The sequence below is a fragment of the Pseudoruminococcus sp. genome, assembly GCF_047012705.1.
Taxonomy (GTDB): domain Bacteria; phylum Bacillota; class Clostridia; order Oscillospirales; family Acutalibacteraceae; genus Pseudoruminococcus.
In genome coordinates, this window is record NZ_JBKXNW010000019.1 from 1 (window position 1) to 21,946 (window position 21,946).

26 protein-coding genes are annotated in these 21,946 nt (G+C 44.7%); all 26 read left to right on the forward strand.

Annotated features, from left to right (window positions below; translation table 11 throughout):
- The coding region (locus tag ACLU24_RS13225) for an amidoligase family protein (protein ID WP_412613142.1) at positions 1-851 on the forward strand (851 nt) is incomplete at its 5' end.
- 83 nt (positions 852-934) lie between these two features.
- On the forward strand, positions 935-1,423 hold the full coding sequence (locus ACLU24_RS13230) for a gamma-glutamylcyclotransferase family protein (RefSeq protein ID WP_412613143.1): 489 nt from the start codon (positions 935-937) through the stop codon (positions 1,421-1,423).
- Positions 1,399-1,617, forward strand: a complete 219-nt coding sequence (locus tag ACLU24_RS13235) for a hypothetical protein (protein WP_412613145.1) — start codon at positions 1,399-1,401, stop codon at positions 1,615-1,617. The genes ACLU24_RS13230 and ACLU24_RS13235 overlap by 25 nt, the downstream gene beginning before the upstream one ends.
- 114 nt (positions 1,618-1,731) lie before the next feature.
- Positions 1,732-1,932, forward strand: coding sequence for a DUF6900 domain-containing protein (locus ACLU24_RS13240; RefSeq protein WP_412613146.1), 201 nt, complete (start codon positions 1,732-1,734; stop codon positions 1,930-1,932).
- 14 nt (positions 1,933-1,946) lie between these two features.
- The gene (locus tag ACLU24_RS13245; protein ID WP_412613147.1) at positions 1,947-2,408 is read left to right on the forward strand and encodes a DUF7698 family protein; all 462 of its coding nucleotides are present in this window, start codon (positions 1,947-1,949) and stop codon (positions 2,406-2,408) included.
- Between the two features lie 156 nt (positions 2,409-2,564).
- On the forward strand, positions 2,565-2,732 hold the full coding sequence (locus ACLU24_RS13250; RefSeq protein ID WP_412613148.1) for a helix-turn-helix domain-containing protein: 168 nt from the start codon (positions 2,565-2,567) through the stop codon (positions 2,730-2,732).
- Positions 2,733-2,748: 16 nt separating this feature from the next.
- A complete protein-coding gene (locus tag ACLU24_RS13255) occupies positions 2,749-2,976 on the forward strand; it encodes a DUF7678 domain-containing protein (protein WP_412613149.1) in 228 nt (75 codons plus the stop codon).
- Positions 2,977-3,149: 173 nt separating this feature from the next.
- The gene (locus ACLU24_RS13260) at positions 3,150-4,751 is read left to right on the forward strand and encodes a terminase large subunit (RefSeq protein WP_412613151.1); all 1,602 of its coding nucleotides are present in this window, start codon (positions 3,150-3,152) and stop codon (positions 4,749-4,751) included.
- Positions 4,752-4,768: 17 nt separating this feature from the next.
- On the forward strand, positions 4,769-6,022 hold the full coding sequence (locus ACLU24_RS13265; protein ID WP_412613153.1) for a phage portal protein: 1,254 nt from the start codon (positions 4,769-4,771) through the stop codon (positions 6,020-6,022).
- Between the two features lie 2 nt (positions 6,023-6,024).
- Positions 6,025-6,813 (forward strand): head maturation protease, ClpP-related, encoded by a 789-nt coding sequence (locus ACLU24_RS13270; protein ID WP_412613154.1) that lies wholly within the window; start codon positions 6,025-6,027, stop codon positions 6,811-6,813.
- 15 nt (positions 6,814-6,828) lie between these two features.
- Positions 6,829-7,638 (forward strand): CHAP domain-containing protein, encoded by an 810-nt coding sequence (locus ACLU24_RS13275; RefSeq protein ID WP_412613155.1) that lies wholly within the window; start codon positions 6,829-6,831, stop codon positions 7,636-7,638.
- 14 nt (positions 7,639-7,652) lie between these two features.
- On the forward strand, positions 7,653-8,834 hold the full coding sequence (locus tag ACLU24_RS13280; RefSeq protein WP_412613157.1) for a phage major capsid protein: 1,182 nt from the start codon (positions 7,653-7,655) through the stop codon (positions 8,832-8,834).
- Positions 8,835-8,846: 12 nt separating this feature from the next.
- Positions 8,847-9,122: a head-tail connector protein gene (locus ACLU24_RS13285; protein ID WP_412613159.1), complete on the forward strand. Its 276-nt coding sequence runs from the start codon at positions 8,847-8,849 to the stop codon at positions 9,120-9,122.
- Positions 9,122-9,454 carry a phage head closure protein gene (locus ACLU24_RS13290; RefSeq protein WP_412613160.1) on the forward strand — a complete coding sequence of 111 codons (333 nt, stop codon included), beginning with the start codon at positions 9,122-9,124 and terminating at the stop codon, positions 9,452-9,454. Before ACLU24_RS13285 ends, ACLU24_RS13290 begins: the two co-directional genes overlap by 1 nt.
- A 1-nt stretch (position 9,455) precedes the next feature.
- On the forward strand, positions 9,456-9,836 hold the full coding sequence (locus ACLU24_RS13295) for an HK97-gp10 family putative phage morphogenesis protein (RefSeq protein WP_412613161.1): 381 nt from the start codon (positions 9,456-9,458) through the stop codon (positions 9,834-9,836).
- A gap of 4 nt (positions 9,837-9,840) precedes the next feature.
- Complete coding sequence (locus ACLU24_RS13300; RefSeq protein ID WP_412613162.1) at positions 9,841-10,173, forward strand: hypothetical protein; 333 nt, start codon at positions 9,841-9,843, stop codon at positions 10,171-10,173.
- The gene (locus tag ACLU24_RS13305) at positions 10,163-10,771 is read left to right on the forward strand and encodes a major tail protein (protein WP_173550937.1); all 609 of its coding nucleotides are present in this window, start codon (positions 10,163-10,165) and stop codon (positions 10,769-10,771) included. The genes ACLU24_RS13300 and ACLU24_RS13305 overlap by 11 nt, the downstream gene beginning before the upstream one ends.
- Before the next feature lie 10 nt (positions 10,772-10,781).
- Positions 10,782-11,159: a hypothetical protein gene (locus ACLU24_RS13310; RefSeq protein WP_173550938.1), complete on the forward strand. Its 378-nt coding sequence runs from the start codon at positions 10,782-10,784 to the stop codon at positions 11,157-11,159.
- Positions 11,156-11,323: a hypothetical protein gene (locus ACLU24_RS13315; protein ID WP_412613164.1), complete on the forward strand. Its 168-nt coding sequence runs from the start codon at positions 11,156-11,158 to the stop codon at positions 11,321-11,323. Before ACLU24_RS13310 ends, ACLU24_RS13315 begins: the two co-directional genes overlap by 4 nt.
- Before the next feature lie 24 nt (positions 11,324-11,347).
- Positions 11,348-14,959: a phage tail tape measure protein gene (locus tag ACLU24_RS13320; protein ID WP_412613166.1), complete on the forward strand. Its 3,612-nt coding sequence runs from the start codon at positions 11,348-11,350 to the stop codon at positions 14,957-14,959.
- Position 14,960: 1 nt separating this feature from the next.
- Positions 14,961-15,323 carry a hypothetical protein gene (locus ACLU24_RS13325; protein WP_412613168.1) on the forward strand — a complete coding sequence of 121 codons (363 nt, stop codon included), beginning with the start codon at positions 14,961-14,963 and terminating at the stop codon, positions 15,321-15,323.
- A gap of 25 nt (positions 15,324-15,348) precedes the next feature.
- Positions 15,349-17,328: a hypothetical protein gene (locus ACLU24_RS13330; protein ID WP_412613169.1), complete on the forward strand. Its 1,980-nt coding sequence runs from the start codon at positions 15,349-15,351 to the stop codon at positions 17,326-17,328.
- On the forward strand, positions 17,321-18,994 hold the full coding sequence (locus ACLU24_RS13335) for a hypothetical protein (protein WP_412613171.1): 1,674 nt from the start codon (positions 17,321-17,323) through the stop codon (positions 18,992-18,994). Before ACLU24_RS13330 ends, ACLU24_RS13335 begins: the two co-directional genes overlap by 8 nt.
- A 9-nt stretch (positions 18,995-19,003) precedes the next feature.
- Positions 19,004-20,395, forward strand: a complete 1,392-nt coding sequence (locus tag ACLU24_RS13340) for a hypothetical protein (protein WP_412613173.1) — start codon at positions 19,004-19,006, stop codon at positions 20,393-20,395.
- Positions 20,396-20,470: 75 nt separating this feature from the next.
- On the forward strand, positions 20,471-20,902 hold the full coding sequence (locus tag ACLU24_RS13345) for a phage holin family protein (RefSeq protein ID WP_412613174.1): 432 nt from the start codon (positions 20,471-20,473) through the stop codon (positions 20,900-20,902).
- Positions 20,886-21,845, forward strand: a complete 960-nt coding sequence (locus ACLU24_RS13350) for a GH25 family lysozyme (RefSeq protein WP_412613176.1) — start codon at positions 20,886-20,888, stop codon at positions 21,843-21,845. The genes ACLU24_RS13345 and ACLU24_RS13350 overlap by 17 nt, the downstream gene beginning before the upstream one ends.
- Positions 21,846-21,946: the final 101 nt, after the last annotated feature.

Here is a 21,946-nt window from a genome sequence, read left to right on the forward strand (position 1 = left end):
TTTTTCTGTCTTCTATTTTATCATACTTGTCCACTTTTTTATTATATATCCACCGCAACGGATACTGCACCTGGTCGGCATGGGACGCAGACGGCAGAGAGTGGAAATTTCAAAAGGATGTCAGCATCAGCGGACCAGACAGCGAAAAGTGCGAACTGGTAACCCCAATCTTAAAATACAGCGACATCGAAACTTTGCAGGGACTTATCAGAAGGCTTCGCAAAGCAGGAGCAAAAAGCGATGCCACAAGAGGCTGCGGAGTACACATTCACATCGGAGCAAAGGGGCACACAGCGCAGACGCTTAGAAACCTTGCAAACCTGATGGCAAGCCACGAAAAGCTGATAGCCACAGCCCTGAAAATCAACGAAGGCAGAATGAACCGCTACTGCAGAACAGTCAATCCGAATTTCCTTGCAAAGCTCAACAGCAAAAAGCCGCAGACTATGAGCCAGCTTGCAGACATCTGGTACCAAGGCAACGGAGCGGATTACGGCAGAAGCCATCACTACAATGATAGCCGCTACCATATGCTCAACCTCCACGCAACCTTTACAAAAGGAACGGTTGAATTCAGACTTTTTCAATTCGATGCTCCGAGCGGCGGCAAGCAGAACGGACTTCACGCAGGACAGCTCAAGAGCTACATTCAGCTTTGCCTTGCACTTAGCGAGATGGCCAAGGAGGTCAGAACGGCAAGCCCCAAGGAACAGCAGAAAGAGAATCCGAAATTCGCAATGAGAACCTGGCTTTTAAGGCTCGGATTCATCGGAGAGGAATTCGCCACAGCAAGGGATATTTTAACAAGAAACCTTGAAGGCGACACAGCATTCAGATTCGGCAGAGCATAAGGAACAGCCTCCTGCCCCCTGACCGCCACGAACGGCGGCCTTAAGGTGGTAGAAGGGTATTCCTTCGGAAAGGATGAACTACCATGAGTAAAGAAAAACGCTATTACATTGCCTACGGCAGCAACCTGAATGTGGAGCAGATGATGAGAAGATGCCCCGGAGCAAAGCCAATCGGAACTGCGATGCTGGAACACAATATCCTTTATTTCAGAGGCAGCGGATCAGGCTACTATCTAACAATCGAGCCGAAGATCGGTAGCAAGGTTCCGGTTGCGGTCTGGGAGATAACTCCGGAGGACGAGCTGGCACTCGACCGTTACGAGGGCTATCCGAGATTTTATTACAAGTACGATTACACCCTCAAGGTCAGGCTGCTTGACGAGAAAACCACGAAGGAACTGCGTTGCTTTGCCTACATAATGACAGAAGGCCGCAGGGTCGGACTGCCGACAAACTATTACCTTACCACCTGCATGAAGGGCTATAAGGATTTCGGTTTTGACACGAAGATACTTACCAGAACGGTAGAAAGGATGAAGAAAATATTATGGAAACAAATGAGATTAAAATAAGGACTTGCCCGATCTGCGGTCAGGAATACACCGGCCGTCCTGCGATATCAAGAACGGACTGTGAAACCCTCATCTGCCCGGACTGCGGAACAAGACAGGCATTGGAAAGTCTCGGTATTGATGCCGAGGAGCAGGAAAAAATACTTGATGCGATACACCGCAGCATGGAGAGATATACACAAGATAAAGCCTGATTCTTTGTCGGATATATGTGTGCAGAATTGCTTGATAATACCTCCGATAAGAGTTAATATGTGTTACACACAAAGGGAACAGCCCTACAAAAACAAAATCAGGAGGTAACCACCATGAAAAAGATCAGCAAGAAAACCGAGAAAGCCCTTGAAAAGATAGCGATGAAAGCAAGCTACGGTCTTGAATGCAGGGGCGGCATAGACGAGAGAAACAACGACAGCGAAGACTTCCCGGAGATCAGCATAAGAGCCTTGCAGGAAATGCTGGAGCAGGCCTACCTCCTCGGCAGAGCAGATGCCGAGGCAACAAGATAAGGAGGGCGCACACTATGAACAGACAGAACGCATTTTTCGAGGACATGAAGAGAACAGGACACGCTTGGGAGGACGAGCGCAGAGCAAGGCTGGAAAAAAGCAGAGAGCTTAAAAAGACCTGCGGATACGACAGCGAGGAGTACAGCACCTGGCTTGCAGAGAATCCGGAAAAGCCCTTCCCTTTTAGCCACGGAGCAAGCAAAGCATACCAGGCTTGGGCGGGCAGCATCGAGCACAACGCAGACGAATTTGAATTCAGCGATTTCCTTTGGGAGAACGAGGTAACGGATTTTGTAAGCACCCTCCGCAAGGCAGGCATCACGGAGTTCATTTACACCGGACACAGCACCGCCCTGATGGAGAACATCCACCAGCTCGCCGCCGAGGGCTGCACGATGACAGGGCTTTACAAAGCCGAACACGAAGAACGCTGGGGAACGACTACGGTAATGGGGATCAGGTTCAGCGTAAACTGAGCCTGCTGCCGCCCGGAGCAGGGCGGTTTTTCTCCTCATATTTACACAATTCAATGCCTGATTATTCCTGAAATGATTGTGTAGTAATCGTATTGATAAGATCTGCCGAAAGAGTTAATATACAGTCACAACAAAAACAAACGGAGGTAAACCACCATGAAAAAAGCAAGAAAGATAACCAAGAAGGACATCAAGGAGATCGCAAAGAAATACGGCCTGGATCCCGACAGCATTCAGGACATAGTAAACGACATGGAAAGTGACGGCATAAGGGTAACGAAAGAGGACATCGAGGATATGTACCTGAACGACGACCTTTTTTGAGAGGAGGGTAACGACAATGTGGACTGAGGGCAGCTTAAGGGTACGAAACAGCACCTTTCATTACTGGGTAAAGCATTACGAAGAGCCGAGCGAGGACTTTGGTATTGGCGGCGGCAGGATAAGCAAGCTGATGCTGAGAAGAAGCGGCGAGATCGTTTACAACTATGACAGAGGGCTTGATGTAAAAGCTAAAGATGAGGATACGGAAACAGCCCTTGCGATCCTTTTGAAGGAATATAACTGAAAACTCCGGGAGCGCGCCGATGAGGCGTGTTTCTCGTTTATATAGATATTTTTCGACAGTCGCAGAGATGCGGCTGTATTTTTATGGAGGTGAAAACTTATGGAACTTTCAGAAATCATGAAACTTAGTCAGGAGGCCATTGCAGGTCAGCCTGATTGCAGGGAGGCGGAGCATTGCGAAAACTAAGAAAATACAGACCCACGAAATTTATGGCAAAGGGATCATATTACGATAAGGATGCCGCCGATTATGCGGTAGCCTTTATCGAACAGCTGCGGCATACAAAGGGCGAATTCTACAATCAGCCTTTTGAGCTTATCGACTGGCAGGAAAGAATTATCCGTGATATTTTCGGTACGATCCGTGCGGACGGTTACCGACAGTTTAACACAGCGTATATTGAAATAAGTAAGAAATCCGGCAAGAGTGAGCTTGCAGCAGCTGTCGCCCTGTATATGCTCTGCGCCGATGGCGAACAGAGAGCCGAGGTCTATGGCTGCGCTGCTGACAGAGATCAGGCTTCGCTTGTGTTTGATGTGTCCTGTGATATGGTCAGACTGTGTCCGGCACTAAGAAAACGCTGTGATATCAGACCGAGTCGGAAAACGATACATTTTACTCCGACCAACAGTACATATAAAGCTTTGTCTGCCGATGTTGCCGGAAAGTCAGGTGTCAATGTTTCTGCTTTGATATTCGATGAACTGTGGGTGCAAAAGGACAGAAAGTTCTTTGATATGATGACAAAGGGCACTTCCGATGCAAGAAGAAATCCGCTCCACTTTATCATCACGACAGCCGGAAACGATACACATTCCATTTGCTATGAACTGCATCAAAAGGCTATGGATATCATATCAGGCAGAAAGGTTGACCCGACATTCTATCCCTGTATTTATGGCGCTGAGGAGAATGAGGACTGGACTGACCCGAAGGTCTGGAAAAAGGCGAATCCGTCACTCGGCATTACTATCGGTGTCGATAAGGTCACGGCTGCCTGCAATTCCGCAAAGCAGAATCCGGGAGAAGAGAATGCTTTCCGCCAGCTCAGACTTAATCAATGGGTCAAGCAGGCAGTCAGATGGATGCCAATGGAAAAGTGGGATAAATGTGCATTCCCTGTTAATGAGAGAAAACTTGAAGGGCGTGTTTGTTATGGAGGTCTTGACCTGTCAAGCACAACGGATATTACGGCTTTCGTACTCGTTTTTCCGCCAACTGACGAGGATGATAAATATTATGTCCTGCCCTATTTTTGGATTCCCGAAGATAATATTGACCTGCGTGTCAAGCGAGATCATGTTCCCTACGATATCTGGGAACGACAAGGCTTTCTGGAAACAACGGAAGGAAATGTTGTTCATTACGGATACATAGAAAAATTCATTGAAAGACTAGGCGAACGCTTTAATATCCGTGAGATAGCCTTTGATCGCTGGGGTGCTGTGCAGATGGTGCAGAACCTTGAGGGTATGGGATTTACTGTTGTTCCTTTCGGACAGGGTTTTGCGAGTATGTCGCCACCGACAAAGGAGCTTATGAAGCTGACGCTGGAGCAGAGAATCGCTCACGGCGGTCACCCTGTTTTGCGTTGGATGATGGATAATATTTTCATCCGAACTGACCCGGCAGGAAACATTAAAGCTGACAAGGAAAAATCTACTGAAAAGATAGACGGAGCTATCGCAACGATCATGGCTCTTGACCGTGCTGTGAGGTGCGGAAATGTCAATACGGAAAGTGTATATGACAGCCGTGGAATACTTTTTATTTGAAGGGAGAGTAAAACAATATGGGATTTTTGAACCGGATATTCAGGAGCAGGGATGCACCGAAAAACGCTACTGCCGGCAGCGGATACAGCTTTTTGATTGGCACTGCAACAAGCGGAAAAGCCGTCAACGAGCGTTCATCAATGCAGATAACGGCGGTTTATTCCTGCGTGAGGATATTATCAGAGGCGATAGCAAGTCTGCCTCTGCATCTCTACAAATACACCGATACAGGCACAGCAAAGGCAACCGAACATCTTCTGTATTTTTTACTGCACGATGAACCGAACCCGGAAATGACTTCTTTTGTTTTCAGGGAAACACTAATGACTCACCTTTTATTGTGGGGCAACGCCTACGCACAGATCATCCGCAACGGCAAGGGTGAAGTGCTGGCACTGTATCCTCTTATGCCTGATAGAATGAATGTTGACCGTGATGAAAACGGGAACATCGTTTATGAGTATATGGTCAGTCAGGAGGATGCGCCGATAAACCAAGGAAGCACAGTAAAATTACAGCCGAGTGAAGTACTTCATATTCCCGGACTTGGATTTGATGGTCTTGTCGGATATTCTCCGATAGCAATGGCGAAAAATGCGATAGGTCTTGCAATAGCGACAGAGGAATACGGCAGTAAGTTTTTTGCAAACGGAGCAACACCCAGCGGCATACTTGAATTTCCGGGAACGGTCAAAGAGCCTGAGCGTGTGCGTGAAAGCTGGAACAAGGGCTTCGGCGGCGAAAACAAACATAAGGTCGCCATTCTGGAAGAAGGGGTACACTATTCACCAATCTCTATCTCTCCGAATGAAGCTCAGTTCCTTGAAACGAGAAAGTTTCAGATAGACGAGATTGCGAGGATATTCCGTGTGCCGCCGCACATGGTCGGTGATCTGGAACGGAGTACATTTTCAAATATTGAAAATATGTCGCTGGAATTCGTAAAATACACGCTTGCACCCTGGGTGACAAGATGGGAGCAGAGTTTATCACGCTGTGTTTTTAATGATGATGAAAAGCGACAGTTATTTTTCAAATTCAATGTTGACGGTCTGCTGCGCGGCGACTATCAGAGCAGAATGAACGGCTATGCAACGGCAAGGCAGAACGGCTGGATGTCGGCAAATGATATACGAAGTCTTGAACAGCAAGACCTGATACCGGACGAGGAGGGAGGCAACCTGTACCTCGTCAACGGAAATATGCTGCCCTTAAAACAGGCAGGTGCAGCATACGAAAAAAATAATAACGACTTATCAGAAGGAGGCTGAATATGGATAAGTTCTGGAAATGGAAGAAACAAAAGATCATAAATCAGGATAGTATGGAAAGTACCGAAAGAGTGCTTGAACTGCGCGGCACTATCGCAGAGGAATCTTGGTTCGCAGATGATATCACACCTAAAATGTTCAAAGACGAGCTGCTTTCCGGCAAAGGTGATATTACGGTATATATCAATTCTCCGGGCGGTGACTGCGTGGCGGCTGCGCAGATATACAATATGCTGTCGGAATATCCCGGCAAGGTCACAGTGAAAATAGATGCTATTGCGGCATCTGCGGCAAGCGTTATCGCTATGGCAGGAGATACGGTTTTAATGTCGCCCTGTGCTGTCCTCATGGTCCATAATCCCGCCACAATCGCATTCGGAGATCATAACGAGATGCAAAAGGCAATCGATATGCTTGCCGAAGTAAAGGAAAGCATCATCAACGCTTATCAGATGAAAACAGGTCTGTCCCGTGCGAAGCTCTCAAAGCTGATGGAAGCGGAAACATGGATGTCAGCTAATAAGGCTGTGGAGCTTGGCTTTGCTGATGATATCTTCGGCAAGAAAAACGATAAATATTCCGAAGAAGATGAGCAGGAAGATGACGAAACCAATCAAGAAAATACACCTAACGAGGATGAAGAGGAGCAGAAGAATGCGACCTCTTTTTTATTTTCCCGCAAGGCTGTAAATGCAAGTCTGCTGAACAAGCTGACAAAGAAAAATACAGAAAACGGTCATCCTGTCGCTGAGATATTTGACCGTCTGGATACAATTCAAAAATTCATTTAAGGGAGGAATCTGACTATGACTGACAGAGAGAAATTCTTGAATACAGCGAGGAGCTATATAGGCAAAGACGGTTATTTTGTCTGCAAAACAAAACTTGCTCTTGATGCAGTATACGACTGGTGTGCCTTTGCCGTATCCGCAATTATGAAGGACTGCGGTTTTATCGGAAAGTACACAAGCGGTGTGCATTCCTTTGCATCCGATGAAGGCAGGTACGGTGACGGCAAATACGGTACATGGTTTCTGAAATATTCACAGGCAGTACAGCCGGGCGATATTATCATGTTCCGTTATTCGAGCCTTAATCCTATCGACAAATATTCCGCTTCTCATGTGGGAATTGTTGAGGCAGTAAGCGGCAACACACTGACTACCCTTGAAGGAAATGTTGAGGGCTGGGGTGATAACTGGGCTTGCAATTCAACCTTCAAACGCAAGACAAGGTATCTGAATGACAGCAGTGTATATGCGTTTTTCAGACCCAAGTGGAAGGAAAGTACATCAACCGGAACTTCTTCACAGAAAACAAAAACAGCAAAGAAAACCGTTGATGAGCTTGCAAAGGAAGTAATCGCAGGAAAATGGTCTGCCGGAGATGTGCGCAAGGCAAAGCTGACCGCTGCCGGATATGATTATTCTGCCGTTCAGAACAGAGTAAATGAAATACTTTCCGGCAAGGTACAGAACAAAAAATCTGTTGACGAGCTTGCACACGAGGTTATTTGCGGCAAGTGGGGTAACGGTGAGGAACGAAGGAAAAAACTGACTGTTGCCGGATATAACTACAGTGATGTTCAGGACAGAGTTAATGAACTGATGAAATAAGGAGGAATCTGACTATGACTATTATGCAGATGATCGAAAAAAGAAATAAGGCAATCGAGGCAGCCCGTGCTTTTGCGGCTGCCCACAAGAATGAAAACAACACGCTCAACGATGCAGACTATGCGGAGTACGAGCAGATGGAAAAGGAAATACAGGATATCTCTCGTGAGATCAGCCGTATGCAGAGAGAGGACGCTTTGGAGCAGGAGCTGAACAAGCCGATAAACACTCCGCTTACCTCAAAGCCCTTTAAGGGTGAAATTAGCGGCACGGCCAGAGCAAGCGAGGAATACAGAAAAGCTATGCTCGGAGCGCTCCGCAGTAACTTTGCGGATGTTTCCAATGTTCTTCGTGAGGGCTCAGACGCAGACGGCGGCTACCTTGTGCCGGAGGAATATGACAAGAGAATAATCGATGTGCTGAACGGTGAAAATATTATGCGTACTCTCGGAACGAAAATCAAAACAAGCGGAGATCATAAGATCAATGTTGCTGCGACCAAGCCTGCGGCATCGTGGATTGATGAGGGTGAACCTCTTGTATGGGGTGATGCGACCTTTGACCAGATACTCCTCGATGCTCATAAGCTCCATGTTGCAATAAAGGTGACTGAGGAGCTTCTGTATGACAACTCATTCGGTCTTGAAAACTACATAATCACACAGTTTGGTAAGGCTCTCGCAAACGCCGAAGAGGATGCTTTCCTTAACGGTAACGGCAGAGGCAGACCTACAGGCATTTTTGCAGCAACAGGCGGCGGTGTTATTTCCGGCACGACTACCTCGCTTAAGGGTGATGACATTATCAACCTTGTCTATGCCCTCAAGCGTCCGTATCGTAAAAAGGCTGCATTCATTATGAACGATAAGATTCTGGCAAGCGTCCGCACCCTTAAGGATTCCGAGGGTCAGTATCTGTGGCAGCAGTCCTTTAAGGATGGTGAGCCGGAAAGACTGGCAGGCTATCCTGTCTATACATCCGAGTACGCTCCCACAAATATGATCTCCTTTGGTGACTATAGCTACTACAACATCGGCGACAGAGGCACTCGTTCCTTCAAAAAGCTGACAGAGCTTTTCGCCGGAAATGATATGGTCGGCTTTGTTGCGAAAGAAAGAGTGGACGGAAAACTTGTTCTGCCGGAAGCAGTACAGATTCTTAAGATCGGTTCGACTGGAAAAGTCACCAAGCCCTGATGAGGTGATGGCATGACTGTATCCGTCAAGGAAGTAAAAAACTTTCTTCGTGTGGATCATAACGATGACGATTCGCTTATCCGCAGCTATATTTCTGCTGCGGAGGCACTTTGCCTTGACATTCTCCGCACGGAGGACACAACGATATTAAAGACAGCAAAAAACGCAAAAATAGCAGTGCTGTATGCCATCGCCTATTTTTACGAACACAGAGAAGAAGCCGATTACAAGGCTCTGACAATTTCCCTCAGAGCCTTGCTTTTCGGCAGCAGGAAGGAGGAATTTTAATGCAGATTTCTTTGCTTAACGAAAGGATAACCTTTCAGAGAAATGTAATACTTACCGACCATATCGGCAACCACATGAGCAGTTGGAATGACGAATTCTCCTGCTATGCGACTGTCGGCGGCGAAAGCGGCAAAGAAACGGCCGTTGTGGGGACAACGGTAGAAAATACGGATGTTTCCTTTACTGTCCGTTGGTGCGCCCTTACGGCGACTGTCAGCACCACAGGTTACCGCATAATGTTCAAAAACGAAATCTATGATATTATCGCAATCGACCATATGAACTACAAAAAGAAGTGCATTAAATTCAGGTGCAGGAAGGCAAGGCGATAGCGTGGGAAAAACAGTAAAAATTGATGACCTTGCCGAAGAAGTTATGAAGGGGCTGACGGAGTATTCCAAACTCGCAACAGCCGATATGAAGAAAGCCGTTAAAAAAGCAGGAAACGATGTCCGCAAGGAAATACAATCAACTGCTCCGAAGGAAACAGGAGCGTATGCGAAAAGCTGGGCTGTAAAGACAACAAGGGAGTCGGCTGAGAAGTTAGAGGTTACTGTTCATTCAAAAAACAGATATCAGCTTGCTCATCTTTTGGAATTCGGACACGCAAAGCGTGGCGGTGGAAGAACCAAAGCCCAGCCGCATATCGCACCTGCCGAAGAAAACGGCATCAACGCACTTGAAAAGGCAATAGAAAAAGCATTGAAAGGGTGATGTTATGGATGAACTAATATCAATACTGAACGAGATCGGACTGCCTTATGCTTACGATCACTTTGCCGAGGGCGAAAGTCCGAACCCACCTTTTATCTGTTATCTCCTGCCGGGCAGTGATAACTTCGCGGCAGACGGCAGGGTCTATTACAAAATAAATGATGTACACATCGAATTGTACACCGATTACAAAAATACGGAGCTTGAACTGAAAGTGGAAGAAGTCCTTGACAGGCACAATATCTTTTACAACAAATCCGAGGTATGGATCGACAGCGAAAAGCTCTACGAGGTGATGTATTCTTATGAGATTGGGGGAATTTGCAATGCCGAATAAGAAAAAGAATAAGGTCAAATTCAATATATGCAATGTGCATTATGCCATTGTAAAATTGAACACTGACGGAACAGCGACCTTTGAAAAACCTGTACCCATGCCGGGTGCTGTGTCGCTGTCACTTGACCCGAACGGTGAGCCTAAAAACTTCTATGCCGACGGGTACGCCTATTACACTATAAGTAATAATATGGGGTATGATGGGGATATCGAATTGGCTCTTATCCCTGAGAGCTTCCGCAGAGATGTTCTTAAGGAAACAATCGACAGCAACGGAGTGCTTATCGAAAACTCAAATGTGGAGACTGAGAACTTTGCGCTCTTGTTTGAGTTTGACGGCGATGTGAAAAAGATAAGACACGTTATGTACTACTGCTCCGCATCCCGTCCGACAATCGAATCACAGACCAACGAGGATGAGATCGAGGTTAAAACAGAGAAGCTGACAATAAAGGCTGCTCCGCTCGGCAACGGTCTCGTTAAGGCAAAAACAGGTGATGATACCAATGATGAAGTATATCTGAATTGGTACAGCGAGGTGTATCTGCCGAACTCCGTTATCGGCGGTGAAGCGGAATTTATTGCTATGGAAAAGTGAGGTGTGAGAAATGAGCATGACACAGACAATAGAGATTGACGGACAGCCGGTAAAATTCCGTGCATCCGCCGCCATTCCGAGAATATACAGGATGCGTTTTCACAGGGATATTTATCGTGACCTTTCGGCTTTGGAAAAATCCCTCGGAAACCAAGATGAAGGCAGCAGCAATCTTGATTTATTTTCTTTGGAGATGTTTGAAAATATCGCTTTTATTATGGCTAAACACGCCGATGCATCTATCCCGGATACCCCGGAGGAATGGCTTGATAACTTCAATACATTTTCCATTTATCAGGTTCTGCCGAAGCTGATAGAACTTTGGGGACTGAATGTTCAGACCACAGTACAGTCTAAAAAAAACTTAGACCAACTGACCGCGAAATGACGACACCATTATTTCTGCTCCGATGCGTACAGCTTGGCTTATCTATCCGTGACCTTGACCTGCTTACGATTGGATTAGTCAACGATATGTTTATCGAAAGCAGGAATGATGATTATAACGGGTATTCGGAAATTGCAACGCAGTCTGATTATGATTTATTTTAACAGAATGGAAGGAAGTGACACCCGATGGCTAACAGAATAAAAGGTATAACAGTCGAGATCGGCGGAGATACTACACGTCTGACGAAGGCTCTGAAAAATGTTGACAGCTCCATAAAAAGCACCCAGACCCAGCTTCGGGATGTCAATAAGCTGCTCAAGCTGGATCCCGGAAATACAGAGCTTTTAGCACAGAAGCATAAGCTGCTCGGTGACGCAGTAGGTCAGACCAAACAAAGACTTGAAACGCTGAAAACTGCCGCCGAGCAGGCTGATAAAGCCCTTGCTGCCGGGGATATTTCCAAAGAGCAGTATGATGCACTTCAAAGAGAAATTGTGGAAACGGAGCAGGAATTAAAGAAACTCGAAACTGCCGCCAACCAGTCCGCAACAGCTGTTCAGAAAATAGCTGCAAAAGGCGAAAAACTCAAAACCGTGGGAGATAATATTTCCAATGTCGGACAGAAGTTTTTGCCTGCGACTGTGGCAATAACAGGTCTTGGAACTGTAGCTGTAAAGACCGCTGCGGACTTTGATTCATCAATGAGTGAAGTAGCGGCTATATCGGGAGCGACCGGAAAAGACTTTGATGACCTTCGTGCCAAAGCCCGTGAGATGGGCAGTAAAACGAAATTTTCCGCTACAGAAGCGGCACAGGCGATGACGTATATGAGCATGGCCGGCTGGAAAACAAAAGATATGCTCGGCGGTATCGAGGGTATTATGAACCTTGCGGCGGCATCCGGTGAGGATCTGGCAACCACCTCAGATATCGTCACAGACGCACTTACTGCCTTTGGATTATCCGCTGATGATTCAGGACATTTTGCTGATATTCTGGCGGCAGCAAGTTCCAACGCAAACACCAATGTTTCCATGATGGGTGAAACATTCAAATACTGTGCGCCTATTGCAGGTGCGTTAGGGTTCTCCGCAGAAGATACTGCCGAAGCAATCGGTCTTATGGGCAACGCAGGTATCAAGTCATCACAGGCAGGTACTGCTTTACGTTCTATAATGAACAATCTGTCAAAGGATGTTAAACTGACAGGTAATGCCTTTGGCTCAATGACAATAAAAACAACCAATCAGGATGGCTCAATGAGGTCGCTGAACAGTATTCTTGCCGATTGCCGTGTTGCTTTCGGTCAGATGTCAGAATCCGAAAAGGCTGCCAACGCACAGGCACTTGTCGGCAAAAATGCAATGAGCGGATTCCTTGCCCTGATGAATGCTGCTCCGTCTGATATTGAGAAGCTGAACACAGCTATTACAAACTGTGACGGCAAAGCCGGAGATATGGCTGAAACGATGCAGAACAATCTCGAAGGGCAGATCACTATTTTAAAGTCACAGTTACAAGAACTTGCTATCTCCTTCGGCGACATTCTTATGCCTGCAATCAGACAAATCGTTTCTTGGATTCAAGGACTTGTGGATAAGCTGAACGGTATGGATGAGGGTACAAAAAAGACTATAGTAACAATAGGACTTATTGTTGCGGCGATAGGTCCGGCACTGATAGTAATAGGAAAAGTAATATCGTCTGTCGGAACTATTATGACCCTTGCGCCTAAAATATCAGGAGCTATCACTACTGTGAAAGGCGCTCTTTCCGGACTGAATTTAGCAGGACTTATCGCAAATCCGATAACACTCGTTATAGCTGCTATTGCTGCACTTGTCGCAGCTTTCATTTATCTGTGGAATACAAATGAAGATTTCCGCAACGCTATGACGGAAATATGGAATGGTATTGTCGGAAAGTTTCAGGAGTTTTTTCAGGGTATCGTTGACAGGCTGAATGCCCTCGGTTTTAACTTCAACGACATCGGCGAAGTTATTATGGCAGTATGGGATACCGTCTGCTCATTCCTTGCACCTGTGCTGGAAGGTGCTTTCCAATACATAAGCAATATGCTTTCGTATTCTCTTGATATGATAACTTCCATCCTGGATATTTTTATCGGTATTTTCACGGGCAACTGGGAGCAGGTATGGGAAGGTGTCAAGGGCATATTTATGGCTGCATGGAACTTCCTCGTTAACAATATCAAAAATATACTGAATGTGTTTAAGGGGATTTTTGAAGTCTTTCTCAGCTGGTTCGGCATATCGTGGGATGATCTATGGAACGGTGTAAGTGAGTTTTTCAATAATATATGGAAAGGAATAAGCGGATTTTTCAGTGGCATAATGAATGGTATCAGAACTACTGCTGAAACAGTCTGGAATGCAATATCCGCCTTTTTTACGATTATATGGACTGCTATACAGAATACCTTTACAACGATTATTACTGTGATACAAACCATTCTTTCCACAGCATGGAATACAATCAAAACTATAATCGAAACTATCTGGAATCTGATATCTGCTTATTTTACCACCGTCTGGAATATCATAAAAACGATTTTTACAACAGTTGTATCTGTGATACAGACAATCCTTTCCACTGCATGGAATACGATAAAATCTGTCATTGAAACAATCTGGAATCTGATATCGACTTATTTTACCACTGTGTGGAATATTATAAAAACTATTTTTACAACGGTGGTAAATGCGATTCAGACTATCCTTACCACTGCATGGAATACAATTAAAACGGTTATACAGACAGTCTGGACTGTTATATCAACATTTTTTACGACCATATGGAATACCATAAAAACAACATTTACAACAGTCGTTACGGCAATACAGACCTTCCTGACTACTGCCTGGAACGCTATACAAACGGTGATAACAACCGTAATGAACGCAATACATACCGTGATTTCTACTGTATGGAATACGATAAAAACCGTTATTACAACGATTATTACGGCAATTCAGACGTTCATCACCAATGCGTGGAACACGATAAAAAACACGGTATCGACTGTTGTTAATGCGATACAGACCGTTATTTCCACTGTATTCAATACGATAAAGACAGTGATTTCCAATATCATGAACGGTATCAGCAGTACGGTGTCAAGCATCTGGAACAATATAAAAAATACAGTTTCAAATGTTGTTGGTGGTATAAAGGATGCTGTTTCAAATGCCTTTAACAATATTTTATCCGGCATAAAAAATGCCATGTCCAATGTATATAATGCTGTGAAGGGCGGCTTTGATAATGTCAAAAACTTTATGGGCAACCTTGCATCAGAAGCGTTTAACTGGGGTAAGGATTTGATTTCCGGTATCGTAAACGGCATCAATAACTGTATCGGCTGGGTAACTGATGCTGCCTCAAATGTCGGCAATGCTATCCGTTCTTTTCTGCACTTCTCCGTGCCGGACGAGGGTCCTCTTACCGATTATGAGCGCTGGATGCCGGACTTTATGAAGGGTCTTGCAAAGGGTATAGAAAATAGTCGTGGAATGATAAAGTCCGCAATAAAAAATGTATCTGCGGATATGGTCGTAAATCCTCATGCAGAAGTCACAGCTCCTGCTTCAGATGGCGGTGTATCTCAAACCGACCTTACTGAACTGATAACTGCGATAAAAGGGGCTTTTCCTAAAGGCGGCACTGTGGGTGGTAGCGGTGACATCGTTATTCCGGTGTATGTCGGCGGCACTATGCTCGATGAAATTATCGTTAATGCTCAGCAAAGAGCAAACTTAAGAAGCGGAGGAAGGTAGCATGGCATTTACAGAATATCTGAAAATAAACGGTGAGCTTTTGCCGTATCCTGATTCCTACGACCTGTCGCTTTCCTCCGTAGAATCCGATTCCGGCGGCGAAACAGAAGCCGGAACAAGACAGCGTGATGTTGTACGTCAGGGTGTTGTTGACATATCCGTTTCCTTTACGGTAACGGCTGTGTGGCTGAAAAAACTAACAGCATATTTAAAGCAGAACAAACTGACTGTGCAGTATTTTGACACAGACAGCTTGTCACTTAAGGAAACTGAAATGTATATTGACGGCTTCAAAGCAAAGTTAGAGCAGGATACAAGTTATAAAGGGTTATGGACTGTGGATTTTACTTTGAAGGAGTATTAAAAACTTACATGGGAGGAGGAAACCAATGTATCCTGTATCTGACGCATTTATAAAAGCTATCCAAAGCAACAGCCGCAGTTATTTCTGGACAGGAGAGATAACTACCAAACGAGGACAGAAATATCAATTTAAAAATAAAGATATCGTCAAGGGCAGCGGATATATTACCCGTCAATGCTGCGGCAACACAGAGATAGAACTTGGCACAGTTTATGCCGCTGAGATGGGTATATCCCTTTTCACCGATATTGACAGATACAGCCTTGAAGATGGGACAATTACCCTTTTATTTCACCTTGATGTTGGTGATCATTATGAAGAAGTACCTATGGGAATATTCGAGATAAGCGAAGCTAACCGCAGTATAAAAACACTTGAAATAAAAGCCTATGATTGTATGCTTAATTTTGAAAAGAGCTTCAAAAATACGCTTTCTTCAGGCACTCCTTTTGACTTTTTCTCCCTCGCCTGTGAGAACTGTCATGTTCCTTTCGCACACACAAGAGCTGATATTGAGGCTATGCCCAACGGTAAGTTTATCTACGGCATTTACGGCGAAAATGATATAGAAAGCTGGCGTGATCTGCTTTTCTATACAGCACAGGTTCTCGGTTGCTATTGTCAGATAAACCGTGAAGGGAAACTGGAACTGCGTAAATACGGAAACACTCCTATAATGCAGGTATCGGACAAGCAGCGGTTTTCAAGCAGTTTTTCTGATTTTATTACACGCTACACAGCAGTAAACTCCACCAATCAGAAAACGACTACTGCTGAGTATTATGCCCTCACTCCCGATGATGGACTGACAATGAACCTCGGTGTTAATCCTCTATTACAATTCGGTTTGCGTGATACCAGAGAAAAGATAATACGCAATATTCTGAATGACATTTCCAAAGTCAGGTATGTTCCTTTCGATTCAGAAACGATCGGTAATCCTGCACTTGATATCGGAGATGTCATTTCCTTTTCTGGCGGTCACGCTGACGATACGCAGATTGCCGCAATAACAGGAATGACAGTCAAGATCAACGGCAAAACAACGCTCAAATGTATCGGTAAAAATCCCCGACTATCACAGGCGAAAAGCAAGAATGATAAGAATATCGCAGGCTTGCTTAATTCTGTGGAGGTAGGCAAAATAACCGTTCACTCGTATATGAATTCTTCTCCGTTTACTGTCGGCGAAAATGATGCGGAGATAGTCAGCCTTGAATTTGCATCTCAGGACGATACCGATGCGGAATTCCACGGCAGCATTCTTATTGATATAACTGCTGACGAGATACAGAAAACGGCGACAGCAAAGGTCGATGAAAAAGATGTTGTTGTGTTGTGGAATGAGGACGGCAGGGCAACGCTGAAAGTAACCTATGTGATAAATGATAATGTTATAAACACATATTATCCAATCGAAACGTGGCAAAGCGGTAAGCATATTCTGAACCTTTACTATCCGATATCCAAACTGGATGCAAACGCATATAACACCTTCAAAGTCAGACTGTCCGTAACAAACGGCTCCGGCTTTATTGACCGTATGCAGGCTCTATGCACCATCAGCGGTCAGGGACTCAGCGCCGGAAATGTATGGGATGGTCGTCTATCCTTTGAGGAGAAGTTTGTACCCGTTGCAGATGTCGGCAGTCTGGATTTCAGAAAGGCTATTGATATTGTTGAGCCTTATACAGAAATACCTGAACCGATAGGACTTGTGGATACCTTTACTCCTGCACGGTTCGGTCGATTGACAGCACTTCGCTTTATCGCACAGCCGCAGATGAACCCTGTAATTGTTACCGAGATCATCGAACCTGCCGACCGTGCCGAAATGACCTTTAACCGTGACTATGTAAAATCTGAAACGACCTTTGAATTCCAAACCGATTACAGCTTTACGAATTTTGAGGTGCCTATTGATGAGGGCAGGATGAGCCGACTGGATATAAACACGGAGCAGTTTGCGAGAATTGACAGTCTGGAGGTGCGAAGGAATGGCTAACTATAACTCACTTGAAGATATGCTGAATACTACCGAAAAAATGGAGTGCCTTGTAAACAATACCCGTCACGATGATGATGTTATGCAGTTTGTGGGTGTAGACTGGTTCAAATTTAACGGTTCGCTGATATCAAATATCTTCGTCAGCGGGAACAGCTTTATAGGCCTTGGTGCTAACTCTGAACATCTGCTTGTATGCCGCCGTGACGCTGCGATATACAGCTTTTACCGTGAAGAGGGAGAAATCTACGGAGTATATAAGTTTCTGAAATTACGCTGGGAAGGTTATGCACAGTACAATAACACTTCGGAAGATGTGCGGCTCTATTATGAGTGGTTTTTCTTTGATACCGGAGATATGCTGCTGAATATTATCAAAGCACCAAATGCCGCAGGGTATCTTGGAACAAACCGAGTAAACGGCAGTACAAATAGGGATTTCACCGTTGCGGTCACACAGCAACAGTACATTACCTTCTATCATAAGGACAATGACGGAAAACAGTTTGAAATTGAATACAAGCTGATAGACCTGATGCCGCCCTTTGACAGCAAATATCTGCTTTCAGACAAGGACGGTAAATTCTATCGGCTGATGCACAACAAAGCATTTGTTGACTCCATTATCTTCAACCGTGGACAGTGTATCCGCACAGGGCTTCTGCCCGGAAATGATATGAGAATATCAGTAACATTCAAAACAACTACTTTCGGCAATGCTGCTCTTTTCGGAGCAAGAACTACAGACAAGACAGATATGTTCGGAGTATTTTTGACCGATAGTAAACATATCACCTGTGTTTACGGAAATCAGAGCATAACCGAAGAAGTCGATGATTATAACGATGTGCCGATAAATCTTGAACTATCAGCAGAGGGACTTAAGCGTGATGGTATAGCAATAATGACCTTTGAGGAATCCGTTTTCACTTCTGCCTGTGAGCTTGTTATCGGCACAATAAACACAGCAGAAAAGCTCGACAGCCGATATTTTCGAGGGACTGTTTACGCCATTGACCTGTGGCAGGGTGAAGAACAGCGTCTGCACCTTGTACCATGTGTTGATGAAAATGTGAGAGCTTGTTTTTATAACACCATATCGGAAAGCACCTATCTTAATAACGGCTACGGAAAATTCTCCTATGAGGATGAAAACCTGATCTTTGATACTGAATCTTATCTTGAAGAAGTACCTGTAACTCGTCTTTCTGCATCTGCTTTCAGACAATATGGTTTTGATGATTTCCCGAGAGATGTTATTATCTCCCGTTTAGTAAATCCGACGCTCTATCATTGGCAGGATGCCGATATTGAACTGCCGCCGATCAGTGCGAAAATAACGGCTATTCCTCCTGTTCAGCTTGTCTATTCAAAAAATACAGAAATGAATGACAGCACTATCTTGGGTATAGAAAGCGTGGAGATCGATTCCGATGATAACACTTTATTTGCTTTTTCCTTTGACGGTGGCACTACATGGAAAGCGTACACAGAAGGCAAGTGGGCTGTACTGTCTGAAGAAACAAGCGGAATGAATCGGGAATCAATAAAAGCTGTCGGCACTGATGCGTGGAATGAAGCGGCTGCGGATAGGCAGTATAAAATACGGTTTGCATTGCGTGAGGGCGGCTATGTCAATAAAATAGTTGTACATTATCTGAACTGAGGTGATCACTTGAAAGGAATAACTGAAATTGAACTGACTGATGTCAGAACAGGAGCAAAAGAAAAATATACCGAAACAAACCTTGTCACCAATGTAATGGCGGACTTTTTTAGCCATAATATCAACGGTATGCTCTTTACTATCGAGGGCAACACAAACGACCTCAACGGAAATATGCTGCCGCTTTGCAAAAATGCCATCGGAGGTATTTTGCTTTTCTCTGATACCATAGAGGAAAATCCGAACAAATACTATGCGCCGTCAGCAAATCCCTGTGTCGGCTATGCGTCTAATGATGTTAACGCTACTACGAATGTTATGCGTGGGAGTATGAATCTGACAGAAACGAAGAAGCTTGATCACGGGTACAAATTTGTGTGGGATTTTACAACCTCTCAGGCAAACGGCACAATATCATGTGTAGCTTTAACCCATAAATGGGCAGGCATAGGATATATGGGTGACGGCTATAACGGTACAGGCAGTATCTGGGTGATGCGTTCACGCAGTGCCGGGAGCAGCGGACAGGCAAGAACAGCTTATATTAACGCTGTTGAGATAAATCCGGAAGAAAACTATTTCTGGACTATCGGCATCAACACTAATAATGAGCTGATTATTCAAAAAATCAGGATGAGCTTTACTGCCGTAGGTCTGAATGATACTATGCTCGGCACGAATTATGATGTCCTGTTTGAGATAAAGCTGAACCCCACAATGTTTGTTATGAGCAATCCGAGCAATAATGAAGGGGCTTATGATTTCTTTGACGGCAAGGATGGTTATTGGTACGGCTTTTGGGCTAGTGCTAACAAAGACGGTAATGCAAATCTGTGTAAAATAAAGATAAACAAATCCGATTTTAGTTTTACAGAAGAGCGTATGATTTTGAATGGTGTTCGGTCACAGGCGGTAGGCTATCACGGCGGCTACAATACCAATCCGCAGAGGAATGTGCAGAGCGTTTTGCAGAATGGTTATCTGTATATGGTGTCCTACGATAAGACAAAGGTTTATAAGATAAACATTGAAAATGCCGCAGATATAAAGGAAATTCCACTCGGTTCTGCAACGGCGTATAGCTGCAATGATGATTATTATCGTAGCGGAAGTATTTATCTTGCAAACCTCGGTGACTGGATAGTTGGTTCGGATTTCAGAATCAATACAGAGGACAAGGTGTTTCGCAAGGCTAATAGCGCACCGTGGACTTACACAAGCACACCACTATTTCAATACGGTCCCTATTTCTTCAGCTTTGGCGGCTATTATGCAAATTCCACACGGCAAAATTTATTCTTATGGACACCGTACTTGGCGACTATAAATAATCTTGAAACCTCCGTTATCAAAACAGCTGATAAAACAATGAAAATTACTTATACAATACAAGAAGAATAACCACGGAATCAGGCGGCAACCTTCGGGTGGCTGCTTTTTTCATACATTTATTATCAATAAGGAGCGTGATGCTTAATGAAGGAATTCTGGTACACGATACAGTTTATTTTCACTGTACTCGGCGGTTGGCTTGGGTATTTTCTCGGCGGCTGTGACGGGCTTTTGATTGCACTCGTGGCTTTTACTGCCATCGACTATATCACAGGCCTTATGTGCGCCATCAGTGAAAAAAGGCTGAACAGTAAAATCGGCTTTAAGGGTATCTGTCGCAAGGTGCTGATCTTCACTCTTGTTGGTGTGGCAAACATCATTGATGTGCAGGTCATCGGCACAGGCAGTGTACTCAGGACGGCGGTGATCTTCTTCTATTTATCGAATGAAGGTGTATCGCTATTGGAAAACGCAGCTCACTTGGGATTACCTATTCCAAAGAAGCTCAAAGACATTTTAGAGCAGCTGCACGACAGAACAGATAAGGAGGAAGATAAGAATGATCAAGGGAATTGATGTATCATCATGGCAGGGTAATATCGACTTTGCGAAAGTAAAGGCAAGCGGAATTGACTTTGTGATTATCCGTGCCGGATATGGCAGGGAAACAAGGCAGAATGATAACTGTTTTGAAGTGAATTACAGGAACGCAAAAGCCGCAGGGCTTGATGTGGGTGCTTATTGGTACTCATACGCTGATAGTGCTGAAGATGCCGTAAAAGAGGCTAAGGCTTGTATGGAAGTTATCAAAGGAAAGAAATTTGAATATCCGATTTACTTTGACCTTGAAGAACAGAGCCAGTTTGCTAAGGGCAGGAATTTCTGTGATAGTGTTATTAAGGCATTCTGCGGTGAACTGGAGAAGAACGGCTATCTTGCAGGACTGTACTGTTCTACATACTACCTGAACAATTACATCTCAAATGCTGTTGCTGGTAAATATGCACTCTGGGTAGCGCAGTACAATTACCGCTGCACATACACAGCAAACAAGTATGGCATCTGGCAGTATTCTTCCGAGGGCAGAATCAACGGTATCAGTGGAAATGTTGATATGGACTATTGCTATACTGACTATCCTACTATTGTTAAGAATGGCGGATATAACGGGTATAAAAAGGCGGTGAAGAAAACTACATCGACCGCAACCACAACTACGGCGGCTAAAGCAAAGAAAACGGTCGATGAGCTTGCAAAAGAGGTCATTGCCGGAAAGTGGTCTGCCGGAGATGAACGCAAGCATAAGCTGACTGCGGCTAGTTATGACTACAATGCTGTGCAGAAAAGAGTCAACGAGCTTATGGCAAAGCCGAAACTCAAATCTGTGGATGATATTGCAAAGGAAGTCATTCAGGGTAAGTGGGGCAACGGTGACGAGCGTAAAGCAAAACTCACCTCTGCCGGATATGATTACGGCAAGGTGCAGGCAAGAGTAAATGAGCTGATGAAAAATCAGTAATACGGATAAGGCAGACACTCATCTCGCTTGGTGGGTGTCTGCTGAATTTTTTATGCGGGGGTGTTTGCATGACTAAGGAACAAAAGGCACTTGTTGTAAAG

Coding starts and splice junctions, on each gene's coding strand:
- ACLU24_RS13230 (WP_412613143.1), top strand. CDS start 935: ATGAGTAAAGAAAAACGCTATTACATTGCCTACGGCAGCAACCTGAAT.
- ACLU24_RS13235 (WP_412613145.1), top strand. CDS start 1,399: ATGGAAACAAATGAGATTAAAATAAGGACTTGCCCGATCTGCGGTCAG.
- ACLU24_RS13240 (WP_412613146.1), top strand. CDS start 1,732: ATGAAAAAGATCAGCAAGAAAACCGAGAAAGCCCTTGAAAAGATAGCG.
- ACLU24_RS13245 (WP_412613147.1), top strand. CDS start 1,947: ATGAACAGACAGAACGCATTTTTCGAGGACATGAAGAGAACAGGACAC.
- ACLU24_RS13250 (WP_412613148.1), top strand. CDS start 2,565: ATGAAAAAAGCAAGAAAGATAACCAAGAAGGACATCAAGGAGATCGCA.
- ACLU24_RS13255 (WP_412613149.1), top strand. CDS start 2,749: ATGTGGACTGAGGGCAGCTTAAGGGTACGAAACAGCACCTTTCATTAC.
- ACLU24_RS13265 (WP_412613153.1), top strand. CDS start 4,769: ATGGGATTTTTGAACCGGATATTCAGGAGCAGGGATGCACCGAAAAAC.
- ACLU24_RS13270 (WP_412613154.1), top strand. CDS start 6,025: ATGGATAAGTTCTGGAAATGGAAGAAACAAAAGATCATAAATCAGGAT.
- ACLU24_RS13275 (WP_412613155.1), top strand. CDS start 6,829: ATGACTGACAGAGAGAAATTCTTGAATACAGCGAGGAGCTATATAGGC.
- ACLU24_RS13280 (WP_412613157.1), top strand. CDS start 7,653: ATGACTATTATGCAGATGATCGAAAAAAGAAATAAGGCAATCGAGGCA.
- ACLU24_RS13285 (WP_412613159.1), top strand. CDS start 8,847: ATGACTGTATCCGTCAAGGAAGTAAAAAACTTTCTTCGTGTGGATCAT.
- ACLU24_RS13290 (WP_412613160.1), top strand. CDS start 9,122: ATGCAGATTTCTTTGCTTAACGAAAGGATAACCTTTCAGAGAAATGTA.
- ACLU24_RS13300 (WP_412613162.1), top strand. CDS start 9,841: ATGGATGAACTAATATCAATACTGAACGAGATCGGACTGCCTTATGCT.
- ACLU24_RS13305 (WP_173550937.1), top strand. CDS start 10,163: ATGCCGAATAAGAAAAAGAATAAGGTCAAATTCAATATATGCAATGTG.
- ACLU24_RS13310 (WP_173550938.1), top strand. CDS start 10,782: ATGAGCATGACACAGACAATAGAGATTGACGGACAGCCGGTAAAATTC.
- ACLU24_RS13315 (WP_412613164.1), top strand. CDS start 11,156: ATGACGACACCATTATTTCTGCTCCGATGCGTACAGCTTGGCTTATCT.
- ACLU24_RS13320 (WP_412613166.1), top strand. CDS start 11,348: ATGGCTAACAGAATAAAAGGTATAACAGTCGAGATCGGCGGAGATACT.
- ACLU24_RS13325 (WP_412613168.1), top strand. CDS start 14,961: ATGGCATTTACAGAATATCTGAAAATAAACGGTGAGCTTTTGCCGTAT.
- ACLU24_RS13330 (WP_412613169.1), top strand. CDS start 15,349: ATGTATCCTGTATCTGACGCATTTATAAAAGCTATCCAAAGCAACAGC.
- ACLU24_RS13335 (WP_412613171.1), top strand. CDS start 17,321: ATGGCTAACTATAACTCACTTGAAGATATGCTGAATACTACCGAAAAA.
- ACLU24_RS13345 (WP_412613174.1), top strand. CDS start 20,471: ATGAAGGAATTCTGGTACACGATACAGTTTATTTTCACTGTACTCGGC.
- ACLU24_RS13350 (WP_412613176.1), top strand. CDS start 20,886: ATGATCAAGGGAATTGATGTATCATCATGGCAGGGTAATATCGACTTT.